Genomic DNA, 18683 nt, shown 5'->3' with positions numbered 1-18683 from the left:
TTATTCAATAGCTTTTTCCTGTGAAGTCAGAAACGCGTTTTCTCAAAAAAATCTTGAAATGAGGATTTAAGCCCATGAAATATGTATAGTTACCTTGATATAGAAAAAATCAAAGCCAATCTTGAGTGGATTGTTAATCAATCTTCAGCAAACTCTGAGATGCCCTCCGTTTCCGATCGCAAAACAATCTACAGCCTTCTGGAGCTCATACAGACCTATGACGGACTGCTGGAGTTAATTGCCCAATACGGAATTACCGTAGTCGATAAGGAAATCATCGAAGGCTTGTCCCTTACAGAAAGGTTTATCGCTAAGGTCAAATCGAATGCGAATGCATTTTAGCCATGCCCTGACACCGCGGTTTTCCAGCATCAGTTCACTCTTAACAGCGCGCTCGCGCCACTGGCAATAAAGCGCAGTTAAATCAAAACCCGTGGCGCGAGACAAAATGGCCTCGCGGAAGCGCTGGCCCTGTTCGTGGGTTAAACCGCCCTGCTCAACGCGTCCCGGATAGCTACGCGGTGGAAGTATCAAATCAACGGCATGCATGCCGTTAAATGACGAATAGCGTCTCGCCCTATGATTCAATGGACGCCGATAAAGATTAGCTTTGGATGCTATATTCATAATGATTTTCTGAATGATTGCCATTAATTAATAAAAACCGTGAATGCAAATTAATAGTGGCATAACAAATCTTGGCATTTAGTGCGATTAAAAATGCTGAAAAACAAACAAACCACCTACACAAAGTACTGATTTGGCTGCGAATTTTTATTAAAAAGTAAAGCCACTCTTTCTTTAAACCTATTGCCATTATATTAAATAAGAAATATCCTAATGTCATCAGGCGTTACTTAAATAAAACATCATACGGCGGTCGAAATTTTTCCCACCGTCTTTTTAAAAATAAGAAAATCATGCTAAAAATCGCCATCATTACCAAAAACATTTATTTAGAAAAGGCCATAGAGGAACTTACCCAAGAAATTTCCAGCACCAAAGGCATAAGCGACCTTTGTTTCCAAAGAAACAACATACAAGATCACCTCACAAAACCAGACATAATTTTTACTGAGATGGAGGTTGGCGAGTATTTATTATGCCAGGAAATGAAAAAATACAAATCAGAGTGTCCAGCGGTGGTAATTTTCACCAAAAAAGAAATAACGTTTAATCCTTGCCTGCTGCCTTTATGCGTTCAAAATGCTGTCATTTTATTTCATAAAAACAGCCTTGAAACAATCAAAAAAAACCTGTCTATTCTCTTTGATGAATTTATCGCGGGCGATAAGAAACGTATAACGATAGAGAAGAATCGCTGTTTAAAATGCCCGCATCAGTCATTGAGTCGTTCGCAACTAAAAATCATTAATGCCATAAATCTTGGCCTTAACAATAATGAAACAGCAAAAAACCTGGGCATCGATCACAGAACCGTATACTCCCATAAATTGCGAATAATGAAGAAATTCCAGTTAGAAAACAACCAGGAGCTTATCAGATTCTCTTCCATCGTTATGAGAAGAACATCTCTCTATTTTAATTGAATTTCATACGCTTGCTTTTAAAACTCAACTTTTGCTTTTTTCTGTCTTTAAAATACGAAAATCCAGAAATCAGTGAAACCAGCAATAAAAAAACCGCGAATACCAGAAGCAATATATTAGCCATACTTAATCCGTTCAATAAAAGATATGCAAGAGATAAGACAGATGATAGAGTGAAGAACATTCGCAGAGCAAGTTCGCTTATTAAATTTAAGAAATCCATGCAACAATGTAAGTAAACTCTTAATATTACAAGGAAGCTATATTTAATATATTAATATTATTTTTCGCTAAAAAACACTTTATGCCGGGCTTCATGTTTTTATGCAAAAGTGGCCAGCGCGTCGATGCACGGGATTACCATAACAGGACAAACCATTCCGAGGGCGCTAAATTGGGCGGAGACGTTTTGCAGAGTTTGGGGAAAGAAAAATTGGATAAAAAACCGGGCGCTGCGCCCGGTCTTCTTCTGCTCGTCAAAACGCTCGACTAACTCAGCCCGCGGTTTTCCAGCATCGGCTCAATCTGCGGATCGTGTCCGCGCCACTGGCGATAAAGTTCAGCTAAATCAGTGCTATTGCCGCGAGACAAAATCGCTTCGCGGAAGCGCTGGCCGTTTTCGCGGGTTAAACCACCCTGCTCAACGAACCACTGATAGCCGTCATCCGCCAGCATCTGCGTCCACAGATAGGCGTAATAACCCGCGGCGTAGCCGCCGCCGAAAATATGCGAAAAGTAGCTGCTACGATAGCGCGGCGGCACGGCGGCCAGATCCATATTCTCCGCACGCAGGGACGCGGCTTCAAACGCATCGACATCGTCCGGGAGTTTATCCTCCCTCACGCTATGCCAGTGCATATCCAGCAGCGCCGCTGCGAGCAGTTCGCTCATGTCGTAGCCTTTATTAAACTTCGCCGCGCGGAACATGCTGTCGCGCAGCGCGGCCGGCATGATTTCCCCGGTTTGATGATGCCGCGCATAGTGGGCAAATACCTGCGGCTCGCTGGCCCAGTGTTCATAAATCTGTGAAGGAAACTCAACAAAATCGCGGGGCGTATTGGTTCCCGACAGGCTGGCATACTTCTGGCTGGCAAACAGGCCGTGCAGGGTATGCCCAAATTCGTGAAATAAGGTGATGACCTCATCCCAGGAAAGCAGCGCGCTATGTCCGGCTTTGGGTTTCTGGTAGTTACAGACGTTATAAATTACCGGATGCTGCGCACGCAGGGTGGATTGTTCAACAAATACGCCCATCCACGCCCCGCCGCTTTTGCTGTCCCGCGAGAAGTAGTCGCCGTAGAACAGCGCAATTCCCTCTCCGTTAGCGTCGATAATTTCCCATACCTGCACGTCCGGATGATAAACCGGAATATCGAATCGCTCGACAAAGCGAATACCGAACAGCTGTGTCGCCGTCCAGAACACGCCGTCGCGCAGGACGCGGTCGAGGGCAAAATAGGGCTTGAGCTGCGCTTCATCGATGGCAAATTTCGCCCTGCGCACCTGCTCGGCGTAATAGAGCCAGTCCCACGCCGCCGCGCGGAAATCACCGCCTTCATTATCAATAACTTGCTGAATATCCGCCAGCTCCTGCTCGGCCCGCGCCTTCGCCGCCGGAGCGATTCGCCGCATAAAGGCAAACGCCTCTGCCGGATCGCCCGCCATCTGATCGGCCATTGACCAGCTGGCGAAGTCATCAGCGCCCAGCAGCTGCGCTTTGCGCGCGCGGAGCTCCGCTAGCCGCAGTACCAGCTCGCGAGTGTCATTCGCATCGCCCTTCTGATTTCGCGTCCAGCCTGCTGCAAACAGATTCTCTCGCGTCTGCCGGTCCTGCAGCGAAACCAGCGCGGGCTGCTGGGTTGTATTGAGTAAAGGCAGCAGCCAGCGCCCACCTAATCCCTTCTCCTGCGCGGCTTCTGCCGCTGCGCTTATTTCATCGTCGCTAAGCCCCGCGAGCTGATGAGCGTAATCCACCACCAGACCGCCAGATTTTACCGCCGCCAGCAGGCGCTGCTGAAACTGGCTTTGCAGCGCTGCCGCTTCGGTATTCAACGCGCGAAGCGCCGCTTTTTGATCGTCCGCAAGCGTGGCTCCCGCAAGGGTAAAGCGTTGCCAGGTCACCTCCAGCAGACGTCGGGATTCGGCGTCAAGGGAGAGCGACTCTCGCCGCTCCCACACCTGCTTCACGCGCTGAAAAAGGGCATCGTTGAGCCAGATATCATTCGCCAGTTCCGCCAGCTCAGAGGAAAACTGCTCATCAAGCGCCTGAATGGCCGGATTGGTCTCCGCGCCCGCCATCGCGAAGAAGACGTTGGTTACCCGAGCCAGCAGCTGGCCGCTCTGTTCCAGGGCTTCCAGCGTGTTGGCAAAATCAGCCGGCTGCGGGTTATTCACGATGGCGGCAATCTCTGCGCGCTGGCGACGAACGCCCTCGTCGAAGGCCGGACGGTAATGACTCACGTCAATCAAATCGAAACGCGGCGCCTGATAAGGCAGCAGACTGACGCTAAAAAAAGGATTGTTCTCCGACATCTTCATCTCCTGAACACGATTATTCTGTAAGATTAGGCAACTCATTGATTGACCGCAATGATTACTCTGTTCACCGCCGCGTTCGGCGGGAAGGTCTGGTGATTTCCATTACCCGTCGCCGGGATCGCGTGCTATGGTATGAAGACACAAAAATCGTTGAGGAACAGTAAGATGATTATCCTGGTTACCGGAGCAACAGCGGGTTTTGGTGAAAGCATTACTCGCCGTTTTATCGCTAACGGTCACAAAGTGATTGCCACCGGGCGTCGCGAAGAACGCCTGAAAACGCTTAAAGATGAGCTGGGCGAGAACCTTTATACCGCCCAGCTGGACGTGCGCAACCGTGCAGCCATTGAAGAGCTGATTGCCGGACTGCCGGCAGACTGGCAGGCGATTGATGTTCTCGTCAATAATGCCGGGCTGGCACTGGGACTGGAGCCCGCGCATAAAGCCAACATTGAAGACTGGGAAGACATGATTGACACCAATAACAAAGGGCTGGTGTATATGACCCGCGCCGTTCTGCCGGGTATGGTTGAGCGTAATCGCGGCCACGTAATCAATATCGGTTCGGTCGCCGGCGCCTGGCCTTATGCTGGCGGTAACGTCTACGGCGCGACCAAAGCGTTTGTGCGTCAGTTCAGCCTCAATCTTCGTACCGACCTTCACGGTACCGCCCTTCGCGTGACCGATATTGAGCCCGGTCTGGTCGGCGGCACCGAATTCTCTAACGTGCGCTTTAAAGGTGATGATGCTAAAGCCGAGAAAGCTTACGAAAATACTCAGGCCCTGACTCCGGAAGACGTCACCGAAGCGGTCTGGTGGGTCGCAACCCTGCCAAAACATGTCAACATTAATACCCTGGAAATCATGCCGGTCAGCCAAAGTTTTGCCGGACTGAACGTGCACCGCCAGGGCTAAGCTCTGTAACCCGGCCCGCGGGCCGGGTCTGGGCTGGAAGACAAAAAACGCGTAAAATAGCGCAAATACCTCATATAAAAGTAATCATCCATGGCCGCAGAAGCACACCTGAATCCGACACAGCCCGTTAATCAGCAAATTTATCGTATCCTGCGTCGGGATATCGTCCATTGTCTGATCCCGCCAGGCACCCCTCTTTCGGAAAAAGAAGTCTCCGTGCGCTTTGACGTTTCCCGGCAACCGGTACGCGAAGCTTTTATCAAACTGGCTGAAAATGGCTTAATTCAGATCCGTCCGCAGCGCGGCAGCTATGTGAATAAAATCTCGCTCTCGCAGGTGCGTAACGGCTGTTTTGTCCGCCAGGCCATCGAATGCGCCGTGGTGCGACGCGCCGCAGGAATGGTGAATGATGAACAGCTCTACCAGCTTGAGCAAAATCTCAATCAGCAGCGTACGGCGGTGGAGCGGCAGCAGTTAACGGATTTTTTCCAGCTGGATGACGAATTTCATCAGAAGCTCTCGCAAATCGCCGACTGCCAGCTCGCCTGGGATACCGTCGAGAATATTAAAGCCACCATTGACCGGGTGCGCTATATGAGCCTCGATCATGTGACCCCGCCCGATATGATGCTGCGTCAGCACTATGATATTTTCCAGCCGCTGGTCGCCCGCAATCCGGATGCGGTTGAAAAAGCCATGCGCCTGCATCTGCAAGAAATTAGCGAGTCCGTGCTGCTTGTTCGTCAGGAAAACAGCGACTGGTTCAGCGAGGAATAAAACGAGTTGCGGCAGAACAGGTTATCTGCCGCGAGAGATTGATGATGACTCTTACCTGACAACCAGAACCGGTATTTTAGCGTGACGTAAAATCGACTCAGCGTTTGAACCAAGAAGATGAGTGGATATACCCGGCTTGCGGGAACCAATAACGATGACGTCAAAATCCTCATTGCCGCTCACCGCCAGAATTTCATCGCGCACGTTGCCAAAGGCCACTCGGGAATGAATCCGCCCGGCGGGAATGGAGAAAAGACGGGATATCGTCTTCATCTTTTTCTCAGATTCCTCACGCATATAGGCCTCAAACTTACGTATATCGGCCGCAAAACCGCGTAAAATTGAGCTGCTGCTGTTCGGCAGAACGTTGAGCAGCGTAATCTCCCCTTCATCCGCTGATGCTAAAAACTCAGCATGGCGAACCGCTTTGTCACTTAAATCCATTTCAAAAACGTCTACGGGCAGCAAAATTTTTTTGTACATAGTCCGTTCTCCTTTTTTCTGAGGAAACTTAGTAAGTTAACTCATCATGCCATATTTACTTCACCAGGAGAATGAATAATCATCCAGATAAATTTTTAATTCATTAAAATAAACATCAGTTATTTATACTTAACTGTTGTTAGATAAAGTTATGTATATTCAACGATCTGGATCAAAGATTGCGCCTGACGGGAAATATATTTCTGGCGGGAAAAGCGTTCAGGGATACAGCATGAGGGCAATGCCGCCGGGACCGGCGGCACGCGGGTGAAATAAATTAGTTTGCCTGAGCCCAGGCCGCTACGGTCGCTTTTGCGCCGTGCTGCTGCAGGGATAAATAAGCGCGAACCACCGCGTTCACGAAACGGCTCTCCTGGGGCAGACTGGCACCGAAAATAGCCTCAATACCCAGCAGTGCGCGCACGCGTTCTTCGCCGTCTGCGCTATTCTGTACGGTTTGCGCAATCACCGGCAGTAAAGGATCGGAGATTTCAATCGCCTGCCCCTGGTCATCCACCCCGCTGACATAGCGCATCCAGGCCGCGACGCCCATTGCCAACAGCGTAAAGTCGCCGCCATGCGCCAAGTGCCAGCGAATCGAATCCAGCATCCGCTGCGGCAGTTTCTGACTGCCGTCCATCGCTATCTGCCAGGTGCGGTGCTTCAGCGCCGGGTTGCTATAGCGCTCGATCAGCAGACCGGCATAGCGTGCCAGATCCACACCCTGCACGTTCAGCGTCGGCGCCTGCTCCTCCAGCATCAGCGCACGCGCGGCGCGACGGTAGTTTTCGTCCTGCATACAGTCATTAATATGCTGGTATCCCGCCAGATAGCCCAGCCAGGCAAGAAACGAGTGGCTGCCGTTCAGCATGCGCAGCTTCATCTCTTCAAAGGGCAGCACGTCCGACACCAGCTCAGCGCCGGCTTTTTCCCACTGCGGACGACCGGCGACAAAGTTGTCTTCAATGACCCACTGACGAAACGGTTCGCAGGCGACGCCGGCCGGGTCGCGAACGCCGGTGAGCTGTTCAATTTTCTCCAGCGTTTCGGCAGTCACCGCCGGTACGATGCGGTCAACCATAGTAGAAGGGAAAGTGACACTGCGCGCAATCCACTCGGCTAATTCGGCATCCACGGCGCGGGCATAGGCGCAGACGACATTACGCATGACGTGACCGTTTTCCGGCATATTGTCGCAGGACATCACGCTGAAGGCCGGCAGACCTGCCGCCTTACGGCGTGCCAGCGCTTCTACCACCACGCCCGGCGCGGATTTCGGTTGATGAGGGTTTTGCAAATCGGCAACAATCAACGGGTGATCTAACTGCAGTTCACCGCTGGCCGGCGAGTGGCAGTAGCCTTTTTCGGTAATGGTCAATGACACAATAGCGACCTGAGGCTCGCACATTTTTGCCAGCACGCTTTCCAGACCATCGACGTGGGCATGCATCGCCTCTTTGACCACGCCAACAATGCGGGCGGTCCAGGCATCCGCCGACATTTCGGCGACGGTGTAAAGTAAATCCTGCTGTTGCAGATCGGCGATTTGCTGCTCGCCACCGATCAGGTTCACTTCGGTATAGCCCCAGTCGCTGCCGTGTTCTGTCGCCAGAATATCGGCATATACCGCCTGGTGAGCGCGATGAAATGCGCCAAAGCCCAAATGAACGATGCGTGGAATAAGACGGTTGCGATCGTAAGCTGGCAGCGTGGCGTTCGCTGTTAATAGCATATGTTCCATGGTGGCTCTCATATTTATGATTTCTGGATCCCCACGGTAAGTGGGAACCGGCTGGTGAAATAAACCATCTCATGCAATTGGTACGATATCTTTGACTTTTATCAACTACCATACAAGAAGACGGGCGAGTTATACTTTCGGTATTTCTGAGAATAAAAGAGTGAAAATGCCGGGCTAATGGCCCGGCAGAATGTTATTTACGGCGATCATCATTCGGTGCGGAGTTTGTGTTTTTTAAATATATTGCCCGTTACCCACCGCTTTATTCTGCGGCGCGCAGTCTGCGGCGTCATTCAGCAAGCTCAGATCGCGGTCACGCACTTCAGGCATCAGAATGGCGGAAATTAAGCCAATGATGGAGTAGCACACCAACATCACAACAATGGGCATCCAGGAACCGGTCATATTGCAGAAAATACCGGCCAGCACCGGGCCAAAGCCTACGGCGACTAATCCCCCCGCCTCTTTTGAAATTGCCATGCGGGTAAAGCGGTTACGTGAGCCGAACATTTCCGCCATGGTGATATTTTCCAGCGCAAACAGACCCAATACCGCGATATTATGAATGACGATCAGTGACGCCATGATGGTGCTCGCGCTATAGCTCTTATCCACAATAATCGACAGCATGGGATACGCCAGAATAATGGCTGAAATATTAATGATAATATAGGGTAAGCGACGCCCCACTTTATCTGACAGCCACCCAAGGAATGGGATGGTAATAAAGCCGATAACAGAGCTAATCATTAACGCATCGGTAGGGATAGCTTTATCAAACAGTAATGTTTGAACCAGATAGCCCGCGAGGAAAGTTTGCAACAATCCTGAATTTCCCGCCTGTCCGAAGCGCAGACCCGTCGCCAGCCAGAAGGACTTACTTTTCAGCATGGCGCTAAAGGTTCCTTCCTGGGTCGCTATCTCTTTCTGCAGGACGCTGTCTTCGCTCACTTTCTCAAAAACTGGGCTCTCTTTCAGATTGAGACGCAGCCAGATGGCAAAGATCATCACCACTACGCTTGCCAGGAACGGCACACGCCATCCCCACGCGACGAGCTGTTCACGGTCCAGCACGAAGAACATCACCGCCCAGATAGCCGTGGCGCTTAGCGTACCGCAGTTGGTGCCCATAGCCACCAGCGAAGAGATAATTCCACGCTTACCTTTCGGCGCATATTCCGCCAGCATGGTACCCGCACCTGATATTTCGGCCCCGGCACCCAACCCCTGAATAATACGTAAAGTCACAAGCAACACCGGCGCTAAAATACCGACCTGGGCATAGGTTGGCAGCACGCCAATAAGCGTGGTACAGATCCCCATCATGGTGATGGTAATAAACAGAACCTTCTTGCGCCCAATACTGTCGCCCATTTTACCAAAAATAAAGGCGCCGACGATCCGCGCAATATAGCCCGCGCCGTAGGTTCCCATTGCCAGAATCAGCGCCATGGCGGCGGATTGCTCCGGGAAAAAAATCTCATGGAAAACCAGCGCTGCGCCAAGGGAATAGAGTTGGAAATCCATAAACTCCAGTGCCGTGCCTAACCAACCAGATACGGCTGCACGAATGAGATCGGAAGTGGTTCTCTCATTTTTTACGGTAGTCATAATGATTATCTCTAATTGTAGAATACAGAGTCCGCACCTGTTGTTATTGGCTGAAGGTTAATAAAACCTTACAGCAACGTTTCCTGTCATTTTCAAAAAGCTCCAGTGCATCGATAACATGTTGATAAGCAAATTGATGAGTAATCAGCTCCTCCGGGTTAATTAAGCCTTGTTCCAGCCACTTTATGACCACCGGGAATTTATTGGCGTTAAGACGCGACGAGAAAATAGAGAGCTCCTTGCCGGTAATACCCTGCTGTGCAACCTGCGAAGGCTCCGTCGAGAATCCCATTAAAACAATTCTCGCCGCCGGAGAAGCCAGGGTGACCGCCTCTTGTAGAATCGAGGGATGACAGGCCGCATCGATAATCAGCGTCGGTAGTACCCCCTCCGCCTTCAGCGTATCCGCCAGAGGCACGACGCTGTTATTAATCACCCAATCCGCGCCGTTACGCTGGGCCATCTCAAGGCGTTCATCAATGCGATCGACCACGATGACCTGCTTAACGCGATACACCCGCTTCAGCACCTGAATGGTCGTCAGGCCCATTGGCCCGGCGCCGTAGACCAGCGCGATATCCTGGTCGGTTGGCGAAACGTGCCCGGTAACGTTGGCCGCGATAGTGAAGGGCTCAATCATCACCGCATGTCTGTCCGTCACGTTGTTCGGAACCTGCCAGGCATTTTTCGCCGGCACCACCGCGTACTCGCTAAAACCGCCATCCCGATGCACGCCGAGCACCACCAAAGAGGTGCAGACGTTTGGTTTGCCCACCGAGCAAGGATAGCAATGGCCGCAGCTGATGACCGGATCAACGCTGACCCGCTGGCCGATGGCTTTGTCGGTAACCCCTTCTCCGATGGCGTCGATAACGCCAAAAAATTCATGGCCAATAACGCGCGGGTATTTGGCAAACGGATTGTGGCCGCGATAAATATGGCTATCGGAACCGCATATCCCCGCCAGCTTAATTTTTACCCGCACCTCGCCCGCGGCAGGCTGCGGGATCGGACGCTCTTCAATCACCAGTTCGTTGGGCTGGCGAATCACGATACTTTTCATTTTGACTTCCTTCTTTACCAGTTCCACAACGTGCCGTCTTCCAGACGCGCTACAGGCAAATAGGCCGGTTCATAGGGGTATTTCGCGGCCAGTTTTTCATCGAACTCAATTCCCAGCCCCGGTTTTTCACCCGGATGCATATAGCCGTTATCAAACGTCCAGCTGTGCGGGAAGACTTCCAGCATCTGTTCGGAATAGCCCATATATTCCTGGACGCCAAAATTCGGCACCCACAGGTCGAAGTGCAGCGCGGCCGCCATGCAGACCGGAGAAAGATCGGACGGCCCGTGTGAACCGGTGCGTACCTGATAAAGCGAGGCAAAATCGGCGATCCGACGCATCCCCGTAATCCCGCCTGCGTGGGTAATGGTGGTGCGGATATAGTCAATCAGCTGCTCTTCGATCAGCTGTTTACAATCCCAGATGCTGTTGAAGACTTCTCCGACGGCAATCGGCGTGACGGTATGCTGACGAATTAAACGGAAACACGCCTGATTCTCCGCCGGGGTCGGATCCTCCATCCAGAACAGGCGGTAATCTTCAATACTCTTACCAAAACGCGCCGCTTCAATCGGCGTCAGGCGATGATGCATGTCGTGCAGCAGATGCTCGTTAAAGCCAAATTTTTCGCGTACCGCGGCAAACAGCTGTGGCGTAAAATCGAGATACTTCTCGGTAGACCACAGCTGCTCTTCCGGCCATTGGCCTTTGGTTGCCGGCTCGTAGGCCTGCCCTTTACCTTTCGCCATTCCGTAGGTGGTTTTCATCCCCGGCACGCCGCACTGCACGCGAATCGCTTTAAACCCCATCTCTTTGTGGCGCGCGTAGTCATCCAGCACTTCATCGATGGAGTGACCCGTGGTGTGGCAGTAGACCATCACGCCTTCGCGCGAAGCCCCGCCCAGCAGCTGGTAGAGCGGCATGCCTGCGGCTTTCGCCTTGATATCCCAGAGCGCCATATCGATAGCGGAAATCGCCGACATCGTGACCGGACCACGACGCCAGTAGGCGCCCTTGTAGAAAAACTGCCAGATATCTTCGATGCGATGCGCGTCGCGGCCAATCAGCTGCGGACAGAGATGATCCCGCAGATAGGACGCAACGGACAGCTCGCGACCGTTTAGCGTCGCGTCACCTAACCCGACGATCCCGTCATCAGTGGTGACTTTAAGGGTGACGAAGTTGCGCCCCGGACAGGTGACGAAAACTTCAGCGGCAACGATCTTCATTTCTCATTCCTTACTTCTGTGCGGTTAGTGGGTAAAAGTAAACCATCAGACCTACTACCATACAAGTATAACGATCAAAAAAGACGCGGCAGATCACAGTATCTCATCGGGGATAAAAGCGGCGTGAACAGAGAAAGCGAGCGAGAAGGCAGGAAGAGATGGGCCGGGACAGCATCACCTGGCCCGGCTCACTCAGTAAAAGAGGCTATGCGCGTCCCCAGCCGGCCACAATAATCAGCATGCCGCACAGCGCAACCAGCGCGCCAGCCCAATCATAGTGGCTGAGTCTGACGCCATCGATAAAGCGCAGCCACAGCAGCGCAGTACACACGTACACCCCACCGTAAGCGGCATAAACCCGTCCGCTTGCCTCGGGGTGCAGCGTCAGAAGCCAGACAAAAAGCGCCAGCGCCAGGGCCGTCGGCATCAGCAGCCAGGGCGTCGCCCCGCGTTTTAACCAGAGCCAGGGTAAATAGCAGCCAATGATTTCGCACAGGGCGGTAGCAAAGAAAAGCAGCGTGGTTTTTAACATGCAAAGCGTCGTAAGTTGAACAAGCGTTAACGCATTCTACGCAATAATGGCCGTCGTTTACTCTGTTTTGTCGGGTATGCCGTCGAAAGGAGATGTAGTAAACTCAATCCAAGGGAATCGCTTAAAGGAAATCGTGATGAACACAACACTGAACAAACGCTGGTGCCTGACTGCCCTGCTGGCGCTGAGCGCGGTGGTCTTTACCGCATCGTCATTCGCCAAAACGGACAAGCTGGTCATCGAATCCGGCGACAGCGCTCAGAGCCGCCAGCAGGCCGCCATGGAAAAAGAGCAGTGGAATGACACCCGCACTTTACGCCAGAAGGTCAACAAGCGCGCCGAAAAAGAGTGGGATAAAGCCGACGTGGCTTTTGACGCCCAGGACAACTGCCAGAAGAGCGCGAACGTCAACGCGTACTGGGAGCCCAACACCCTGCGCTGCCTTGACCGCCGCACCGGTCGCACCATTACCCCGTAATGAATGGCGCCCGCACGGGCGCCACAATCACCAAAACTTCGCTATAACACACAGGTACTCCCATGACTGACGCTTATCACGTCAAACTCCGCCCGCTTGAGCGCGAAGATCTTCGCTTTGTCCACCAGCTCGACAACAACGCCAGCGTTATGCGCTACTGGTTTGAAGAGCCCTATGAAGCCTTTGTTGAGCTTTCCGACCTGTACGACAAACACATTCACGATCAGAGCGAACGCCGCTTTGTCATTGAATGCGACGGCGAAAAGGCCGGACTGGTTGAGCTGGTTGAAATCAACCACGTGCACCGCCGCGCCGAGTTTCAGATCATTATCTCTCCCGATTATCAGGGAAAAGGTCTGGCCACCCGCGCCGCTAAGCTCGCGATGGACTACGGCTTTATGGTGCTCAACCTGTATAAGCTCTACCTCATCGTCGATAAAGAAAATGAAAAAGCGATCCACATCTACCGCAAGCTCGGATTTATGGTGGAAGGCGAGCTGATTCATGAATTCTTTATTAACGGCGAATACCGCAATACCATCCGCATGTGCCTGTTCCAGCACCAGTATCTGGCCGAGCATAAACCGCAGGGCCAGACGCTGCTGAAACCGACGGCTCAGTAATAGTCAATAGTGCTTTTGATGGTGTAGTGGCGGGTTAACGCAGGCTGCACGCTGTCGTCGACAACCTTAAGCTCGCAGCTTACCGGGTTGTCGTGACTGTCGTAATCGCAGGTCTGGCTTACGTTGCCCAGCGCGCGGTCATTGAAGGTGCTCACTGCGGTGTAGTCCATTTTTTTGCGCGGATCGGATGACGGCGTTGAGGCCACCGTAAATTGTTCACCTTTGGCTATGGTGGTTTTGCCCAGCGGATAGCCTTCTCTATCGTAGCGGTACGTCGCTGTACTCTCCTTGCCGCGAGCGGTGACGACAAACCCGTTATCATCGGTTTCCCAGGAGACCCCCGCCGAGGGCATTTCCGCCAGCTGACATTTGCCTTGTAAACGCAGGCGCTTTTCGTGGCTTTGCGCATCCAGGTAGTAGTTAGCGTCCAGCACCAACGCCGCGCCGGTTTTATTCTCCCGATCCTCAAATGCCAGCAGGTCAAAACACCCTTCGCTGGATAAACGCCCTTTAACCCACTTCACCACCTGATCGTGTTCGTCATACAGCGTCTGGCTAAACGCTTTCACCGGCCCGCGCAGCGGATCGAACTCAAATTCGTTAGAAAAGCTGGCCATTTCCGGGGTGAAGGCCTGCGGCGCGCCCTTTTCATCGCAGGCGCTAAGCGCCCCGACAGCCAGTAACAGCAACAACCGTTTTTTCACGCGCGATTCCTTTTGTGCATAGTTCAATCATATTAGCAAATACAATTGTTTACACCACTTCTGCTATGCTTAAGTCTGGATAACGTTAATAAGGAGTTTATGATGAAACTATCACCCTGGCTATGTGCGGCTCTGCTTCTGGGTTCGACCGCTGCTTTCGCGGCGCCGGATTCCTGCGAGCGGGTAAAAAGCGATATTCAGCAAAAAATCATCAACAACGGCGTCCCGGAATCGGGCTTCAGCCTGACGATAGTCCCGAACGACCAGCCCGATCGGCCCGGCGCACAGGTTGTCGGCCACTGCGCCAACGACACCTTTAAAATCATCTATACCCGCGACAGCGGTGCGCAGTAACCTCGCCGAATGTCTGGAGAAGTCTTATCCCTCGGTTGACCAGGGATAAGATCTCTCTACTCCATTTTAAGTATCATTCCTCACTCTCCACGCCGACCTTACGAAGGCGTTGGCATTACGCCATTATAACAAAATCATGGAGTGAGCAATGTCTAACCAGGAACATACCGACGGCCTTACCCGTCGAACGCTAATCAAATCAACCGCCCTTGGCTCGCTGGCTCTCGCCGCCGGCGGTTTATCGCTGCCTTTCAGCCTGAGTCACGCCGCTGCCGCGGTGCAAGACGCCGCTCGCGGCGAGGAGCGTATCGTCTGGGGCGCCTGTTCGGTCAACTGCGGCAGCCGCTGCGCCCTGCGTTCACACGTGCGTGACGATGAAGTCGTCTGGGTCGAAACCGACAATACCGGCGCGGATATTTATGGCGATCATCAGGTGCGCGCCTGCCTGCGCGGCCGATCCATCCGCCGCCGCATTAATCATCCCGACCGCCTTAACTATCCCATGAAGCGCGTCGGCAAACGCGGCGAAGGCAAGTTTGTCCGCATTAGCTGGGAGGAGGCGCTGGATACGATCGCCGACAATCTCAAACGCATCGTCAAAGAGTATGGCAACGAAGCGGTTTATATTAACTACTCCTCCGGGATTGTCGGCGGCAATATCACCCGCTCCTCCCCTTACGCCTCGCTGGTCGCGCGTCTGATGAACTGCTACGGCGGTTTTTTAAGCCACTACGGTACCTACAGTACCGCGCAGATTTCCTGCGCGATGCCCTATACCTACGGCAGCAACGACGGCAACAGCACCTCCGATATCGAAAACAGCAAGCTGGTGGTGATGTTCGGCAATAACCCGGCGGAAACCCGCATGAGCGGCGGCGGGATCACTTACTATTTAGAACAGGCGCGAGAGCGCTCTAACGCGCGAATGATCGTTATAGACCCGCGCTACACGGACACCGCCGCCGGGCGGGAGGATGAGTGGATCCCGATTCGCCCCGGCACCGACGCCGCGCTGGTGGCGGGCATCGCCTGGGTGCTGATTAATGAAAATCTGGTCGATCAGGCGTTCCTCGATACGTACTGCGTCGGCTACGATGAAAAAACGCTGCCGGCAGATGCCCCGAAGAACGGGCATTACAAAGCGTATATTCTCGGACAGGGCGATGACGGCGTGGCGAAAACGCCGCAATGGGCCTCGCGGATCACCGGCATTCCCGTCGACCGCATCATCAAGCTGGCCAGGGAAATCGGCAGCACCAGGCCGGCTTACATTTGCCAGGGATGGGGTCCGCAGCGCCAGGCTAACGGCGAACTGACCTCCCGGGCGATCGCCATGCTGCCTATTTTGACCGGCAACGTCGGCATCAACGGCGGCAACAGCGGCGCTCGCGAGTCAACTTACACTATCACCATCGAACGCATGCCGCTGCCGGAAAACCCGGTGAAAACCCAGATCTCCTGCTTTAGCTGGACCGACGCCATCGATCGCGGCGCGGAAATGACCGCCACCCGCGACGGCGTGCGTGGCAAAGAGAAGCTGGACGTACCGATTAAATTCATCTGGAACTACGCCGGCAATACCATCATTAACCAGCACTCCGATATCAATAAGACCCACGAGATCCTGCAGGACGAAAGCAAGTGCGAGACGATCGTGGTTATCGAAAACTTTATGACCTCCTCGGCCAAATACGCCGATATCCTGCTGCCGGATCTGATGACCGTCGAGCAGGAAGACATTATTCCCAACGACTACGCCGGCAATATGGGCTATCTCATCTTTATTCAGCCGGTCACCTCCGCTAAATTCGAGCGCAAACCTATCTACTGGATCCTCAGCGAAGTGGCAAAACGGCTTGGCGAGGATGTCCACCAGAAGTTTACCGAAGGCCGTACCCAGGAGCAGTGGCTGCAGCATTTGTACGCGAAAATGCTGGCGAAAGACCCGGCGCTCCCGAGCTACGATGAACTGAAAAAGATGGGGATTTACAAGCGTAAAGACCCCAACGGACACTTTGTGGCCTACCGCGACTTCCGCAAAGACCCGGTCGCCAACCCGCTAAAAACCCCGTCGGGTAAAATCGAGATCTACTCCAGCCGTCTGGCGGATATCGCCGCCAAATGGCAGCTGGAAAAAGACGAAACCATCAGTCCATTACCGGTATATGCTTCTACTTTCGAAGGCTGGGACGATCCTCTGCGCGAGAAATTCCCGCTGCAAATGTTCGGCTTCCACTATAAAGCGCGTACCCACTCCAGCTACGGCAATGTGGATGTCCTGCAGGCGGCCTGTCGTCAGGAGGTGTGGCTAAATCCGCTGGACGCCGAAAAGCGCGGGATTAAGAACGGCGATATGGTGCGCGTATTCAACGCCCGCGGCGAGCTGCGCATTCCGGCTAAGGTGACCCCGCGCATCATGCCCGGCGTGTCGGCAATGGGCCAGGGCGCCTGGCATGACGCCAACATGAATGGCGATCGTATCGATCGCGGATCCTGTATTAATACGCTGACGACGCACCGCCCTTCGCCGCTGGCTAAAGGCAATCCGCAGCACACCAATCTGGTCGAAATCGAGAAGGTTTAAGGAGTAAACCATGAGCGCTCAGTAAGGATTTTTTATCGATTCCGCCCGCTGCACCGGCTGTAAAACCTGCGAGCTGGCCTGCAAGGATTATAAAAACCTCACGCCTGACGTGAGCTTTCGCCGCATCTACGAATACGCGGGCGGCGACTGGCAGGAGGACAACGGCGTGTGGCAGCAAAACGTCTTCGCCTATTACCTGTCCATCGCCTGCAACCACTGCGAAGACCCGGCCTGCACAAAAGTGTGCCCCAGCGGCGCCATGCACAAGCGCGATGACGGCTTTGTGGTGGTGAATGAAGCGGTGTGCATCGGCTGTCGTTACTGCCACATGGCCTGCCCGTACGGCGCGCCGCAGTACAACGCGGCAAAGGGCCATATGACCAAATGCGACGGCTGCTATGACCGGGTCGCCGAGGGTAAAAAGCCGATTTGCGTCGAGTCCTGCCCGCTGCGGGCGCTCGACTTTGGCCCCATCGAAGAACTGCGTGAAAAGCACGGTCAGCTTGCCGCCGTCGCCCCGCTGCCTTCTGCGCACTTCACCAGGCCGAGTATCGCGATCAAACCGAACGCCAACGCGCGTCCGTGCGGCGATACCACCGGCTATCTGGCCAATCCGAAGGAGGTGTAAAATGGGAAATGGATGGCATGAATGGCCGCTGGTGCTGTTTACGGTGCTGGGGCAAAGCGTCGCAGGGGCGATTATCGTCAGCGGGCTCGGCTGGCTTTCGCTGAATAATAACTCCGAAGCCCGGCAGCGCCTGGTGCGCTGCATGTTTTTTATCTGGCTGGTCATGGGGATTGGCTTTCTGGCGTCGATTATCCACCTCGGCTCGCCGCTGCGGGCATTTAACTCTCTTACCCGGGTCGGCGCATCGGCGTTAAGTAATGAAATCGCCAGCGGCGCGCTGTTTTTCGCCGTCGGAGGAGTCTGGTGGCTGCTGACGTTTCTCGGCAAAATGCCGGCAATCCTGGCCAAGGCCTGGCTTCTGCTCACCATGCTGCTCGGCTGCCTGTTCGTCCTCGAGATGACCCTGGTCTATCAAATTAATACCGTGCCGACCTGGTATAATGCCTACACCACCGCCGCCTTCTTCCTGACGATGGTGCTGTGCGGGCCGCTTTTCGCCGCCCTGTTGCTGCGGGTAGCCAACGTGCCTTTTAACGGCACGGTCTTCGCGTCGATGAGCGTCCTCGCGCTGCTGGCAAGCCTGGCCGTGGTCATTTTGCAGAACAGCGAACTGGCGGAGATCCGCAGTTCCGTGCAGCAGGCCAGCGCCCTGCTGCCAAACTACGGCTGGCTACAAATCCTGCGTTTAGCATTTTTGACGCTGGGCCTTGGCTGCTGGATCTGCCCGCTGGCAAGAAAGAAAAACCCGCGCATCGCCAGCCTGCTGCTCGGACTGATACTGGTATTACTCGGCGAGTTTATCGGTCGAGGCCTGTTTTATGGCCTACATATGACCGTCGGTACGGCGATTGCCGGTTAATGAATGGGTGCCGC

General features: G+C 53.5%; 19 protein-coding genes. 9 read left to right on the top strand and 10 right to left on the bottom strand.

Annotation, left to right across the window (positions count from 1 at the left end):
• Nucleotides 1-234: 234 nt before the first annotated feature.
• Entirely contained in the window at nt 235-651 is a 417-nt protein-coding gene (locus tag F8562_RS29275; protein WP_157698321.1) for a hypothetical protein, read from the bottom strand.
• A 269-nt stretch (nt 652-920) separates the two neighbouring features.
• Between F8562_RS29275 and F8562_RS12115 the strand changes: the two genes are divergently transcribed.
• Entirely contained in the window at nt 921-1550 is a 630-nt protein-coding gene (locus F8562_RS12115; RefSeq protein WP_032719188.1) for a helix-turn-helix transcriptional regulator, read from the top strand.
• Here the strand turns inward: F8562_RS12115 and F8562_RS29770 are convergent.
• Complete coding sequence (locus F8562_RS29770; RefSeq protein WP_014229520.1) at nt 1543-1674, bottom strand: small membrane protein; 132 nt, start codon at nt 1672-1674, stop codon at nt 1543-1545. The two genes, F8562_RS12115 and F8562_RS29770, sit on opposite strands and share 8 nt — an antisense overlap.
• A gap of 365 nt (nt 1675-2039) precedes the next feature.
• Nucleotides 2040-4082, bottom strand: a complete 2043-nt coding sequence (dcp, locus tag F8562_RS12105) for a peptidyl-dipeptidase Dcp (protein WP_014838613.1) — start codon at nt 4080-4082, stop codon at nt 2040-2042.
• 171 nt (nt 4083-4253) lie between these two features.
• Between dcp and ydfG the strand changes: the two genes are divergently transcribed.
• Both ydfG and F8562_RS12095 read left to right on the top strand, forming a co-directional pair.
• On the top strand, nt 4254-5003 hold the full coding sequence (gene ydfG / locus F8562_RS12100; RefSeq protein WP_004851244.1) for a bifunctional NADP-dependent 3-hydroxy acid dehydrogenase/3-hydroxypropionate dehydrogenase YdfG: 750 nt from the start codon (nt 4254-4256) through the stop codon (nt 5001-5003).
• Nucleotides 5004-5093: 90 nt separating this feature from the next.
• Entirely contained in the window at nt 5094-5780 is a 687-nt protein-coding gene (locus tag F8562_RS12095; protein WP_014229523.1) for a GntR family transcriptional regulator, read from the top strand.
• 51 nt (nt 5781-5831) lie between these two features.
• Here the strand turns inward: F8562_RS12095 and F8562_RS12090 are convergent, their stop codons facing one another.
• The 6 genes from F8562_RS12090 to F8562_RS12065 form a co-directional block, all read right to left on the bottom strand.
• Nucleotides 5832-6263, bottom strand: coding sequence for a universal stress protein (locus tag F8562_RS12090; protein ID WP_014838615.1), 432 nt, complete (start codon nt 6261-6263; stop codon nt 5832-5834).
• A gap of 277 nt (nt 6264-6540) precedes the next feature.
• The gene (locus F8562_RS12085) at nt 6541-8004 is read right to left on the bottom strand and encodes a mannitol dehydrogenase family protein (RefSeq protein ID WP_094909324.1); all 1464 of its coding nucleotides are present in this window, start codon (nt 8002-8004) and stop codon (nt 6541-6543) included.
• A 234-nt stretch (nt 8005-8238) separates the two neighbouring features.
• The gene (locus F8562_RS12080) at nt 8239-9615 is read right to left on the bottom strand and encodes an MFS transporter (RefSeq protein WP_029946863.1); all 1377 of its coding nucleotides are present in this window, start codon (nt 9613-9615) and stop codon (nt 8239-8241) included.
• A 43-nt stretch (nt 9616-9658) separates the two neighbouring features.
• Nucleotides 9659-10678 carry a Zn-dependent oxidoreductase gene (locus F8562_RS12075; RefSeq protein ID WP_014838618.1) on the bottom strand — a complete coding sequence of 340 codons (1020 nt, stop codon included), beginning with the start codon at nt 10676-10678 and terminating at the stop codon, nt 9659-9661.
• Nucleotides 10679-10692: 14 nt separating this feature from the next.
• Nucleotides 10693-11907 (bottom strand): starvation-sensing protein RspA, encoded by a 1215-nt coding sequence (gene rspA / locus F8562_RS12070; RefSeq protein WP_004851257.1) that lies wholly within the window; start codon nt 11905-11907, stop codon nt 10693-10695.
• Nucleotides 11908-12112: 205 nt separating this feature from the next.
• Entirely contained in the window at nt 12113-12439 is a 327-nt protein-coding gene (locus F8562_RS12065) for a YnfA family protein (protein ID WP_014229526.1), read from the bottom strand.
• Nucleotides 12440-12575: 136 nt separating this feature from the next.
• Here F8562_RS12065 and F8562_RS12060 point away from each other — a divergent pair, with 136 nt between their 5' ends.
• Nucleotides 12576-12917 (top strand): DUF1283 family protein, encoded by a 342-nt coding sequence (locus F8562_RS12060; protein WP_004851259.1) that lies wholly within the window; start codon nt 12576-12578, stop codon nt 12915-12917.
• 62 nt (nt 12918-12979) lie between these two features.
• Nucleotides 12980-13540, top strand: a complete 561-nt coding sequence (gene speG, locus F8562_RS12055; RefSeq protein WP_004102449.1) for a spermidine N1-acetyltransferase — start codon at nt 12980-12982, stop codon at nt 13538-13540.
• Here speG and F8562_RS12050 read toward each other — a convergent pair.
• Nucleotides 13534-14244 carry a YnfC family lipoprotein gene (locus F8562_RS12050; protein ID WP_014229527.1) on the bottom strand — a complete coding sequence of 237 codons (711 nt, stop codon included), beginning with the start codon at nt 14242-14244 and terminating at the stop codon, nt 13534-13536. The genes speG and F8562_RS12050 overlap by 7 nt on opposite strands.
• A gap of 102 nt (nt 14245-14346) precedes the next feature.
• On the opposite strand from F8562_RS12050, the gene F8562_RS12045 reads away from it, so the two are divergent.
• From F8562_RS12045 to F8562_RS12030, 4 genes are all read left to right on the top strand, one after another.
• Nucleotides 14347-14598, top strand: coding sequence for a DUF1161 domain-containing protein (locus F8562_RS12045; RefSeq protein WP_014838619.1), 252 nt, complete (start codon nt 14347-14349; stop codon nt 14596-14598).
• A 148-nt stretch (nt 14599-14746) separates the two neighbouring features.
• Nucleotides 14747-17182, top strand: coding sequence for a selenate/tellurate reductase subunit YnfE (gene ynfE, locus F8562_RS12040; RefSeq protein ID WP_032719194.1), 2436 nt, complete (start codon nt 14747-14749; stop codon nt 17180-17182).
• Between the two features lie 34 nt (nt 17183-17216).
• Entirely contained in the window at nt 17217-17810 is a 594-nt protein-coding gene (locus F8562_RS12035) for a DMSO/selenate family reductase complex B subunit (protein ID WP_224376372.1), read from the top strand.
• 1 nt (nt 17811) lies between these two features.
• Nucleotides 17812-18669, top strand: a complete 858-nt coding sequence (locus F8562_RS12030) for a DmsC/YnfH family molybdoenzyme membrane anchor subunit (protein ID WP_014229530.1) — start codon at nt 17812-17814, stop codon at nt 18667-18669.
• Nucleotides 18670-18683: the final 14 nt, after the last annotated feature.

The sequence above is a fragment of the Klebsiella sp. RCJ4 genome (genome assembly GCF_009025755.1).
Lineage (GTDB): Bacteria > Pseudomonadota > Gammaproteobacteria > Enterobacterales > Enterobacteriaceae > Klebsiella > Klebsiella michiganensis.
This window is presented reverse-complemented; position numbering and strand designations above follow the sequence as displayed.